Here is a 10,562-nt window from a genome sequence, read left to right as displayed (position 1 = left end):
TCACTATTGTTGGAATTGCTATCAATAATACTTTGCTTAGTTAGTGAAATATTGTCAGCGATAATAGTGATATTTCCAGCATTATCACCTTCCTCAGTATCAATAATAACAACATGGGGAGATGGGGAGATGGGGAGATGGGGAGTCAGATAAGCAACTGGAACTCCAAGAGCGCGCTCCATCGCTACTCCCTGCTCCCTGCTCCCTCTCTCACTATTGGTGATTTTTCATAACTATATTTTTCACAACTAGTTGAAAATTGTGATAAGATAGTTTTTGGAAAAAATTCAGGATTAATCAAAAGTTTACTCTCGGATAGTAGGGATTTATGGTAATAACTAAAACTTAGTTATTGTTAAAATATTTGCTTTTAACCGATTCCCGATTCCCGATTCCCGATTCCCGATTCCCGATTCCCGATTCCCGATTCCCGATTCCCGATTCCCGATTCCCTGTTCCCTATTCCCTAACGATATGCAAATTATATTTCGTGAGTTTAACCCATTTGATTTGTGGATTTGGATAGAATTTAGCACTGTTCCCTCCTATCGGGAAAAGGAATATGTGGAAGAATTGTTCAATTCCTGGTTTTTATTAGGGAAATTAGGAGGATTTGATGCAGAAAACCTACCGGTGCAAGAGGTTGGCCTAGAAATCAGCTACATGGAATATGATGATAGAGTAGCGGAAAAGAGTTTAATGGCCTTGATGCATAATCAGGGCGAGTTTGAGTATGAAGGCACTTGGGGGCGCTGCTGGTTTGATTTAGGAACTAGTGATGCGATCGCTCTTGATATTTTAATTAATTCTCTCCGGCAACTTGCCAAAGAATATGTGGAGATTGAAAAATTAATTATTGGTGGTGAAAACGACGATTGGCCAGTGTACGATCGGAGCAAATCAATGTTTTACGAATCTAATTCCAACTAATTCCTACTAATCACTTAGCAAATCGTCCCTGGATTTTTGGGTAAGGGTAATGGGTAATCGTCAAGTACCCATTACCCATTACCCATTACCCATTACCCATTAGCACTTAGACCAATTCAAGTAGGGTGGGCAAAGTAATCTAATCATTAATACTCATTTGAACCAAACTGTTTTTGCCCACCCTACAAGCTACAAGCTCAAGCAGATTAGAGATTAAACAGCCTCTAAATTCCTTTCTCCAGTCCTAATCCGGACAACTTGCTCAATGGGACTGATAAAAATTTTCCCGTCGCCGATTTTACCGGTGTGAGCAGCAGCGAGAATTTTTTCTACTGCCATGTCAACTAAGCCATTTTCAACAACGACTTCTAGCTTTACCTTAGGAAGAAAGTCTACCCTGTACTTTGTACCGCGATACTGTTCAGTTTGACCTTTCTGTCGTCCAAATCCCCGAACTTCAGACACGGTCATGCCAACGATACCAGCATTGACTAAAGCGATTTTGACGTCTTCGAGCTTATAGGCTCGGATAATTGCCTCGATTTTTTGCATTTTCCCAGCCCCTTACTGGGGCTACCACTCCAATTGACTAAGACCAGCATGACACATATACCACGAAAAATAAATTTTTCTGTAAAAAATAATACTTTTGTCATAGGTCATTTGTTAACGCCCATGTTCGTGCCTGCCTTGCTCAGAGAGGATAAGGGGGAATCCCCATTTTTTCGTTTAACTTTTACCATTTAACTTTTCCCGTTTAATTTTTATAGCAATTCCCATCACGAGTGAGGTACACAGGTTTTTTTACCACTCCCTACTCCCTACTCCCTACTCCCTACTCCCTACTCCCTACTCCCTAAAACCCAGAAATTTGTACCTCACCCAATTGAGAAGTGCTATATCTTCAATGAAATCCGAGTGCTAAAGCTCCCTGGTAAAATATCAAGCTAGCTACCCAAGCCAAGCCTAAGGAAAACACTAAGGAAAATAGGGTAAATTTCCATGATTTTGCCTCATTAAATAGGGTAACAATAGTAGTTAAACAGGGAGTGTAGATTAAGCAAAAGATACAAAAACTATATCCTTGGATAAATGTCACTGTATCAGTTATATGCTGACTAACAGCCAGGGAGTTAAGTCCATAAATTACGGCTAAAGAGCCAATGACAATTTCTTTAGCAATAAAACCAAAAATTAAGGCTAAGGTTAAATGGGGATTAATACCAATGGGATTCATGATCGGACTTAAAAATTGTCCAATTTGCCCGCCAATGGTATCCAATCCTGTCGCTCCTGGCGGTAAATTCGTGATGAACCAAACAGCAACACAGCCAAAGGTAATAAACCCAGATGCTCGTTGCAAAAATTCTTTGACTTCTCCCCATCCTCTCAGTAAGACTTGTTTGATAGTCGGAATTCGGTAAGGGGGTAATTCTATAATAAAGGGTTCCTCGTTTTTAAAGACTCCTTGGAAAAGAGCAGCAGTGACAATGGCGGCTACAAAACTAAGTAGGTACAGGGAAAATAATACTAAAGCCCCGTTACCATGGGGAAATACAGCGGCAATGATAAAGACAAATACCTGGAGTCTGGCAGCACACAAAGCAAAAGGAATGACTAGCATAGTTAGCAGTCGCAAGGCTTGCGATCGCATAACTCTAGTTCCCATTAATGCGGGCACATTACAGCCAAATCCCATCATTTGCATCACAAAACTGCGACCATCTAACCCCAACCGTTCCATAAAGATATCCATTAAATAGGCAGAACGGGATAGGTAGCCACTATCTTCTAGAATTGCCATTAAGATAAAGAACAGCACAATTAATGGTACAAAGGAAGCAACGGTAGCTAAACCGTTCCAAATCCCATTAATCAAAAAGTCTTGAACCACTGTGGGTAAGGGTTGGATGACAGGCTCAATCATCGCACCTTGAATCCAGCCAGTCATATTATCCATCAGGTCTTGAGAGGGGAGTCCCACAGTCCAAACTACCCAAAATACCAGGAACATTCCTAAGAAAAACAAAGGTAATCCCAATATCGGATGCAGCAGTAACTTATCAATCCTGGCGGTTAAATTGACTGCCATCTCAGAGGGCATTTCTACCGCACCATTGAGGACTGAATCTATCTCTTTAGTGGAGATAGAGCTATGCTCAGATAAACGAGTTTTTAGATTATCTATATTAATCGATTGTTCTTGTGCCTTTAAAGTTTTAGAAATTTCTAGGTATGCCCTCATATAGCCGTCTCCGTATTTGGCACTAATGAGGAACACGGGCATATCCAAATTATCGGATAATAGTTCTGTGTTTATTTTAACTCCATATTGCTTAGCTTCATCAGCCATATTCAGCATCACAACTGCCGGTAAACCTAGGGATTTTACCTGCAATGCTAAGCGAATTTGACTATCAATTTGGGAAGCATTGAGAACAAGAATAAATAGATCAACAGCAAAATTTTCTAAAAAGGTTTTAACAATTTTCTCATCATCAGAAAATCCCTTGAGGTCATAAATTCCTGGTAAATCTACGAATTCCGTAGGTTCGCCATTGAGTTGCACATTAGCTTGTAGTAGATCTACAGTAATGCCGGGCCAATTGCCAACGTGAGCAGTGGTACCTGTGATACGGTTAAAGAAGGTTGATTTGCCCGTGTTGGGCATTCCTAGCAAGGCAACTCGCTTAACCCCTTTGGATTCTTCAATGACAGTGGTGGTGGTATTGTGGCAAGAGGTCATAATGTTACTGCCAGATATTTGTTTAAGTTCTGCAGGCTATCGGGGGGCCTTGAACAGTAACGATTATATAGCAATATTTCCGATTACTATAGCAATACGCGCTTGGGTATTTACAAATAATGGTGAGGGATAAATTGCTACAAGCTTTGTCAAACTTGGCTTTTCTATTGCTAGCATGCCTCTTGCTAGCATGCCTCTTGCCTATTCCCAGCCCGTAGCGCTATGGCTATGAAAGCGAACGCTAAAGTATCGCTGATACAAATTGCAGCTAACCATGACTTGATTGTCTGACCAATTCACCAGTCCCATACTGTAAAGCTTAAATGCCTGTACCTGTTCCAAGGCCACTGGAACTTTTGCCCTAACCACTGCTTCAAAGGCTACGGCTAAATCAGGCTGAAGGTTCAAACGCACAGTTTGGTAACCCTGAGTTTCTGCATGAGCCAGAATCCTCACCATCAGGGATGTTTTCCCCATCTGTCTGGGTGCTTTAATATGAATAAAGGCTCCTGGTTTAACAATCTCTTCGTAACACCTGAATTCATAGGGGACTCGCTCGACATAAAATCGGGAAGCTAAAGGAACTCTTCCCTCTGGTAACTCCAACTGCTGCGATTGAGGATTGAGGATTTGGGATTGGGGATGGTTCGGAAAAGAAACATTTGATATCTGTTCAGTAGCTGTAGATTCCACCTTCCCTTTTTCGTAAGGCTCTAGTCCCTGTTTCAATACCCCAAGCAGCTCCTGAGTATGACTCTATTCTTGATTGACCTGTCGTCTTTCGAGTACACTACGAAAGTTGGTTTTACTAACTTTTTCCCCTAGTGCCTCTGAGAACAGTTTCCATAATTTAGGGGCAACGGTCTGCTTGATATAACTTGCTGAATAGCCTAACTCTTGAGCGATATGGTCATAGGTTTTGCGTTGCCCTTGCCAGGATTTTTGCAAAACTGCTCTTTGGATATCACTGAGAGATTGCCCTGTGTTGGAAAACACTAATTGTTCCGCAAATCCTAATCCTTCCTGAATATCGATCAGGTATTGTAAGTTAAGCACTGCCATTTACTTTGCACCCTACATGATTCTTGGCGGCTAACCTGAGTGTGATATAACCATAGAAAACTGCTAGACTACCGGTTCAGTAATCAAAATTATGGGTAGACGCAAACCAAAAGATGATAGCCCTTTTGCTGAAATCCTAATTGCTTCGTTCTTTGGCTTCGCCTACTTCGTTATTCAAAATGATTAATGTCTCGATGGGGTAGGAGCTAGTCAAGAGTTCGGTGTGTTATATCAAATTCCGTTAGCCTACATCTTTAGTAAGGCTGACGAAAGTTTGCGAACGCGCCCCGCGTGGCCTACGGCCAATCGCGTTAGCTAAACGTATGATTTATGTGTAGGTTATGTATAATATTTATTGAAGCCAAGCTAAACTCAATGGCACGCTCCAATTGCCCTGAGATTAAGCATGATAGCATGATCGCTTTAATACCAAAATCAAGCGAACGCGCCCCGCGTGGCCTACGGCCAATCGCTCTACTCCGACTCCACAAGGGATTGGCTTCATCGTTGCCAGGCTTTGCTGCTGTAGCACCATGAGATGGGACCTAGGAGCCGCTACTTGAGGTGCATCTTGAGGTGAATCAAACCAACCCCAAGGTGGGAAAATTTAGATAAGTATCCGAAAATCCCATTCTCAATCGTGTAGTCTCTAGGAGAATAATCTGGGATCACGTTCTGCTAATTGGCAGTGTTGGATGGTCAGCACCCCCCTGTTGCCTAGACGGGGCGACCTGACTCAACTGCTATGTTTTCCATAACCCTGATGCTAGGTTAGGTAATTATGGCGGAAAAACTTGAGGTAATAATTATGCTTATCCCCTTATCGATGACTTTGATGATCGCCTCAGTAGCCATTTACCTTTGCGTTAAGACTACTGAAGAAATCGTCAAAGTGGCTGCAGCTATAACAGCCTTAATCTGTCTGTTTGTCAGCCTATTTTTTGTTCCTTGGCCAATCAAACTACTAATTTTGATCCTTCCCTTTTTTATTGAAAAACTCCAGCGGGTAGCCTCTCGCTAGGGATTAGCCATGATCGGTTTAGGCTTTAAGTACTAGAAATTAACCATTAACCATTAACCATTAACCCAATACCTAAAACCGTAAGCATATGCTTACCTAAAACCTAACCCCTAAAACCATTCACCTAGCTGCGACCATTACCATTACCATTACCATTGCCAGCGGTGGCCAGCACCCGATCAGCTAGCTTACCTGGCACTTCCTGGAGATGGTCATAGCTCCAATTAAAGAAACCGATCCCTAAAGTAAGCGATCGCAATTCCATGATCAAGTTCTGCATTTCTGCCTGGGGGATATAGCCAGAAACACAATCCCATCCTGTCCAATCAGAACAGGTCTGATAGCCCAGGATTTGACCCCGATGACCGGTGATCAATTGCAGCACCTTAGAGGTGAATTCCTGAGGTGCATAGACCCCAACAGACATAATTGGCTCAAGTAACATTGGCTCACAATCGGGCATACCACCGGTCATAGCTAGCCGTGCTGCTTGTTTAAATGCCTGTTCCGAACTATCTACGGAGTGGTAAGACCCATTGGTTAGAGTCACAGCCACATCTACCACTGGGAAGCCTAAGGGTCCGTGGGACAAGTACTCCTTTACTCCGATCTCCACACCAGGGATATATTGCTTTGGCACCACCCCACCGACAATGGTTTCCGAGAAATTAAACCCTTCACCCCGAGACAAGGGTTGGATATCAAGGTAGACATCACCATATTGCCCATGACCACCACTTTGATGCTTGTAGCGCCCGTGAGAGGTAGTGGATTTGCGGATACTTTCTTTGTAAGGCACTCGGGGTAAGTGAGTGGTCATCGGTAAGTTGTATTTGCGGCTCATCCGGTCTAGAGCAACCTGAAGATGAATATCTCCCTGTCCCCATAGGATGATTTCGTGAGTGTCTCCATGTTGTTCCCACACCAGAGATGGGTCTTCTTCCAGCAGCTTGGTTAAGGCACCACTCAGCTTAACCTCATCTTTGCGCTTCTCAGGAGTAATGGCTAACGCATAGACTGGTTTGGTTCCCTCAGCTATTGGTAATTTAATCTCTGGATTACCCGTATCAGTGGTCAGGGTGTCACCAGTTTTAATGCCCTCTAAGCGTCCCAGGGCAACGATGTCACCAGCAGATACTTGGGAAACTGACTGAGTGTGGTGACCAAACATACGGTATAAGCCTCCGGCCCGGACACCGTTAAAGACCATGCCATCTGTTAGTTTACCTTGCCACACTCGTACTAGGGAGAGTTTTCCACCTTGGGGAGTGTAATAGGTTTTGAGTACCTGTGCCACCGTGCTTGATTCATCACCAGCAATGTCCCGACGCTCGGCAGTGGTTTCTGGGCTTGGTGATTCTCGCAGTAGGGCATCGATCAAGGGGCGAACCCCGTAATCTTGCTGAGCAACACCCATAAATACAGGTACAATCAAGTCGGCCCCCAATTCCATCTTCAGGTCTTGGACAATTTCTTCTTGGGGTGGCTCAATTTCTTCTAGTAGTTCTTCGAGGAGGTGGTCGTCAAAATCTGCTAAGGTTTCTAGTAATTCTGTGCGTGCTTGCTGTTCTGCCTCTTTCAATGACTCTGGCAGTGGGATCGGATCAGCTGGGGCATCAGGATGGTAAAGATAAGCTTGTTCGGTGACTAAATCAATAAACCCGGTGAGGTGTTCTCCCTTACCAATGGGGTATTGGTGCAGTACTAAGGGGCGAGTGGAAACTGAATTGAGGGCATCAAAGACGGACCGTAAGGAGTTACCATTAGCATCATCGGTCAACTCAAACCGATCCATTTTGTTAATAAAGACTAAGTGGGGGATTTCCCAGTCGTCGAGAAATTTGAATAAGGGTGCTAAGGTCAGGACGCGATCGCTTACTGGTTCACAAACCACGACAGCCGCATCCACACCAACTAAGGCGTTGTAGGTTTCTTGAGCAAATTCAATGGAACCGGGACAGTCTATAAAATTGAAGCAGATATCTTGATACTCGGTGCTGGCGGCAGTTACCTCCACACTCATTTGGCGTTGCCTGGCCTCGGTGGCATTATCACCGACGGTGTTGCCTTCCTTTACTGTGCCTTTGCGAGAAATCCTACCAGTAACGGACAACAAACTTTCGAGTAGAGTGGTTTTCCCACTGAGATACGGACCAACAATTGCCACATTACGGGTGGCTTTACACGCTTTGCCGTTCATAATTTACCCCCAAATTATTTCAATTGGACTTATGCATTGAAGCGGAGCTTGAAGGGGATGATCTGGTAGCGAGGTGAGTTGGTTAAAACGTGCCATACGTCAACGCTTCTCTTACCTGCTCATCCTACCTACTTATCTCCTGACTACTGGTTTATGCGTAAGTTTTGTTGAGATGGGATCAACGTTATCTGGTTGTGAGATTAACTTATTTTGGTTTGATCTAGATCGAACTTGCAATGTCTTGTAATGTAAACTACTAAAACTGTTAAGTAAGATAACTCTAGGTCACTAATTTTCAAAAAATATGAATACACGTAACAACTATAAAAAAAAATGTTTCAAAAATCTTAAGCAAAATTTATTCCCACTCAACTTAATGTTTGTTAACAGAAAAGTCACTGCCAGAGGCTATTTCTTCCTAGGAGTCAGTTGGCTGTTGGTGCTGACACAGCCACTAGTTTCCCATGCCCTAGGGGTTAACCCAGATCATCTGAATGATTCACCAGGGAGACTGAGTAGACATCATCCCCTTACTCGCCCTTACCGTTACAGTGGTAGACTAATCGCCCAGTCTCAGTATCTCCCAGCACTCAAACCAACTCAACCCGCAGCCCTTGAGCAACTTAATCAAGGACTGGCATTAATTCAAGAGAGTAAGGTACTTGAAGCAATCGTGGCGTTTGAAAAGGCCGCCCAACTGAATCCCAAGCTAGCACCAGCACACTACAACTTGGGCCTAGCATTGCGGCAGGTTGGAAAATTGCAGGCGTCAGCCGATGCCTTTTATCGGGCGACCCAGACCGATCCAGAATTTGCTCTAGCCTTTGCTAATTTAGGGGCTGCTCTGTTGGAAGGAAAGAATTTGTCTCAGGCACGGGAATATCTAGAAAGAGCTCTGGAACTTGACCCTAAACTTGGTGTTGCTCACTATAACATGGGTCTAGTTATGTCCAAGTTGCGAACACCCGCACAAGCGATCGCATCATTTAAACAAGCAATGCAATTTAGCCGTAATGCTCCCGAACCGCCATATCATTTAGGACTGATTTATAGGCAACAGGGCAAGCTGGAGGAGGCAAAAAAGGCGTTTGAGCAAGCGATCAAAATCAATCCCAAATACCCCGAAGCCCACTACAATATCGGGGGAATTTTATTTAGTCAGAGAAATTTGGATGGTGCTCTGGCAGCATTCCAGCAAGCAGCGGTAGCTAACTCGAATTACGCTAATGCCTATTATGCTGCTGGTGTAGTATTTCTGCGCCAAAACCGGTTTAGTGATGCTCTGCAAGTCTTGCAGTATGCTAGAGACCTTTACAATAGCCAAGGTAATCCCCAGTGGGGACGTAGGGCTGAGCAATTGATGGAGCAAGCCCGTAATTCCGGTTTTTAGTGCGGTTTGTACCATCAGAACTTGTTAGCTTTGACGACTCCCCACAGATAAATCTGGAGCGTTGCACCTGTAGGGGGATGATTTATGGAGATGGGGAAGATGGGGAAGAATCCACCCATCCTCCTGTTGATGTTTATGACGTTTTAATTAGGATTTCTATATCAGTTGTTTTTTGCTTTTTTTAATGGCAGGCTTTACCGAATATTTTTAATTTTTTAAAAAAACTTTAATAAAAATTAAATCAATACTCAATTATGTGAAAATAATCAAACCAATGCCAAGTATTTTTTACTAATTTCTGAGTGTTATGTTAATAGTTAATATCAAAATAATTTTATATATAAATATAATAGTTTTGTAAAAAATAATCGAAAACTATGTCACCTTTGAATTTAAGTTATAGGGCTACAAAACTTAAAAAGCTTAAAATCAATTGTCCTTTATCTGGAAAAATTTAGGTATTGCCCAGGCTAATACTAGCCTAGCTTGAATTTTTTGCCGATTATTAAAAGTGTAGTAACGTTGGGAGACCTTGAGTTTAGGGGATAAGACTGGGTGGCGACGGTTAGCCTAATCTAGACATTATCAAAACCCGATTCCTACTCCCCACTGCGCTCTCCTTCAATTACGGTTAAGACTACAGCATACTATAACTCATAAAATTTAGCCACACTCAATACAAAAAACCCCTGATGGGCGGTTGGGTGCCCCAGGGGGATGCAGCAAAAGGTTAAAACTACCATATACAACAGTAATCGGAAATGACAGTAAACCGTATCCGCAAAATCTCGGAAATCTCTGAGCCACTCGCAATAGTGGCCTACGAATAATTACGTACTTGCCTTATCCATGGTTACTATAGGGCTCTTGTCTACTAATATTCACAGCGATCTGACAAACCAGTAACTTGGGTCGAACTAGGGAACTGGCTCCTATTCCACACCTAGTTCAGGGAATCTCAACGGAATTGAGTTGCCTTGAGCGCAAATCAGACTCGAAGGGCGTGTTCCATGTGCTGAACCCTTTGGAGTTTTCCAGGGTTTTGATCCTGCCGATACAACTTGTCTAAGCCAAGAATGAAGACAGTGAGTATAATTAGTGTAGTGGCCAAATTGCGAGCAAATAGTAAATCGAACATGACTATATCCTGAATTTCTCAATCCCTGGGGGTTCTGAGCCCCATTGCCCATGATTAAAAATTCTGAAGTGCCGA

At 43.1% G+C, this 10,562-nt stretch carries 10 protein-coding genes and 1 pseudogene; 4 read left to right on the top strand and 7 right to left on the bottom strand.

Features of this window, described 5'->3' with window-relative positions; all coding sequences use genetic code 11:
- Window positions 1–352: 352 nt before the first annotated feature.
- Together F6K49_RS08630 and F6K49_RS08625 are read left to right on the top strand one after the other, a co-directional pair.
- Window positions 353–526: a hypothetical protein gene (locus F6K49_RS08630; RefSeq protein ID WP_293095818.1), complete on the top strand. Its 174-nt coding sequence runs from the start codon at window positions 353–355 to the stop codon at window positions 524–526.
- Window positions 475–930 (top strand): DUF3531 family protein, encoded by a 456-nt coding sequence (locus F6K49_RS08625; protein WP_293017508.1) that lies wholly within the window; start codon window positions 475–477, stop codon window positions 928–930. Before F6K49_RS08630 ends, F6K49_RS08625 begins: the two co-directional genes overlap by 52 nt.
- 213 nt (window positions 931–1,143) lie before the next feature.
- Here the strand turns inward: F6K49_RS08625 and F6K49_RS08620 are convergent, their stop codons facing one another.
- From F6K49_RS08620 to F6K49_RS08600, 5 genes and pseudogenes are all read right to left on the bottom strand, one after another.
- Window positions 1,144–1,482, bottom strand: coding sequence for a P-II family nitrogen regulator (locus tag F6K49_RS08620; protein WP_293017509.1), 339 nt, complete (start codon window positions 1,480–1,482; stop codon window positions 1,144–1,146).
- A gap of 352 nt (window positions 1,483–1,834) precedes the next feature.
- Window positions 1,835–3,676, bottom strand: a complete 1,842-nt coding sequence (gene feoB, locus F6K49_RS08615) for a ferrous iron transport protein B (RefSeq protein WP_293095815.1) — start codon at window positions 3,674–3,676, stop codon at window positions 1,835–1,837.
- Between the two features lie 201 nt (window positions 3,677–3,877).
- Window positions 3,878–4,090, bottom strand: a complete 213-nt coding sequence (locus F6K49_RS08610) for an AAA-like domain-containing protein (protein WP_293035941.1) — start codon at window positions 4,088–4,090, stop codon at window positions 3,878–3,880.
- Window positions 4,073–4,279 (bottom strand): annotated as a pseudogene (locus F6K49_RS08605) (AAA-like domain-containing protein); the annotation flags it as partial. The gene F6K49_RS08610 and the pseudogene F6K49_RS08605, both read right to left, overlap by 18 nt.
- A gap of 153 nt (window positions 4,280–4,432) precedes the next feature.
- Window positions 4,433–4,738: a sigma factor-like helix-turn-helix DNA-binding protein gene (locus F6K49_RS08600; RefSeq protein ID WP_293095812.1), complete on the bottom strand. Its 306-nt coding sequence runs from the start codon at window positions 4,736–4,738 to the stop codon at window positions 4,433–4,435.
- 808 nt (window positions 4,739–5,546) lie between these two features.
- Here F6K49_RS08600 and F6K49_RS08595 point away from each other — a divergent pair.
- Window positions 5,547–5,759: a hypothetical protein gene (locus F6K49_RS08595; protein ID WP_293017513.1), complete on the top strand. Its 213-nt coding sequence runs from the start codon at window positions 5,547–5,549 to the stop codon at window positions 5,757–5,759.
- 124 nt (window positions 5,760–5,883) lie between these two features.
- Here the strand turns inward: F6K49_RS08595 and F6K49_RS08590 are convergent, their stop codons facing one another.
- A complete protein-coding gene (locus tag F6K49_RS08590; RefSeq protein WP_293095809.1) occupies window positions 5,884–7,959 on the bottom strand; it encodes an elongation factor G in 2,076 nt (691 codons plus the stop codon).
- Between the two features lie 304 nt (window positions 7,960–8,263).
- Here F6K49_RS08590 and F6K49_RS08585 point away from each other — a divergent pair, with 304 nt between their 5' ends.
- Entirely contained in the window at window positions 8,264–9,349 is a 1,086-nt protein-coding gene (locus F6K49_RS08585) for a tetratricopeptide repeat protein (RefSeq protein WP_366514146.1), read from the top strand.
- Between the two features lie 988 nt (window positions 9,350–10,337).
- On the opposite strand, the gene F6K49_RS08580 is transcribed toward F6K49_RS08585, so the two are convergent.
- The gene (locus F6K49_RS08580; RefSeq protein ID WP_293074938.1) at window positions 10,338–10,487 is read right to left on the bottom strand and encodes a hypothetical protein; all 150 of its coding nucleotides are present in this window, start codon (window positions 10,485–10,487) and stop codon (window positions 10,338–10,340) included.
- Between the last annotated feature and the right edge of the window lie 75 nt (window positions 10,488–10,562).

Source organism: Moorena sp. SIO3I6 (assembly GCF_010672095.1).
This window is presented reverse-complemented; position numbering and strand designations above follow the sequence as displayed.

What these genes read in the sequence shown, in the direction of transcription:
- F6K49_RS08580 (WP_293074938.1), bottom strand. Translation starts at nt 10,487, where the DNA reads ATGTTCGATTTACTATTTGCTCGCAATTTGGCCACTACACTAATTATA.
- F6K49_RS08590 (WP_293095809.1), bottom strand. Translation starts at nt 7,959, where the DNA reads ATGAACGGCAAAGCGTGTAAAGCCACCCGTAATGTGGCAATTGTTGGT.
- F6K49_RS08625 (WP_293017508.1), top strand. Translation starts at nt 475, where the DNA reads ATGCAAATTATATTTCGTGAGTTTAACCCATTTGATTTGTGGATTTGG.
- F6K49_RS08585 (WP_366514146.1), top strand. Translation starts at nt 8,264, where the DNA reads ATGAATACACGTAACAACTATAAAAAAAAATGTTTCAAAAATCTTAAG.
- F6K49_RS08600 (WP_293095812.1), bottom strand. Translation starts at nt 4,738, where the DNA reads ATGGCAGTGCTTAACTTACAATACCTGATCGATATTCAGGAAGGATTA.
- F6K49_RS08620 (WP_293017509.1), bottom strand. Translation starts at nt 1,482, where the DNA reads ATGCAAAAAATCGAGGCAATTATCCGAGCCTATAAGCTCGAAGACGTC.
- F6K49_RS08595 (WP_293017513.1), top strand. Translation starts at nt 5,547, where the DNA reads ATGCTTATCCCCTTATCGATGACTTTGATGATCGCCTCAGTAGCCATT.
- feoB (WP_293095815.1), bottom strand. Translation starts at nt 3,676, where the DNA reads ATGACCTCTTGCCACAATACCACCACCACTGTCATTGAAGAATCCAAA.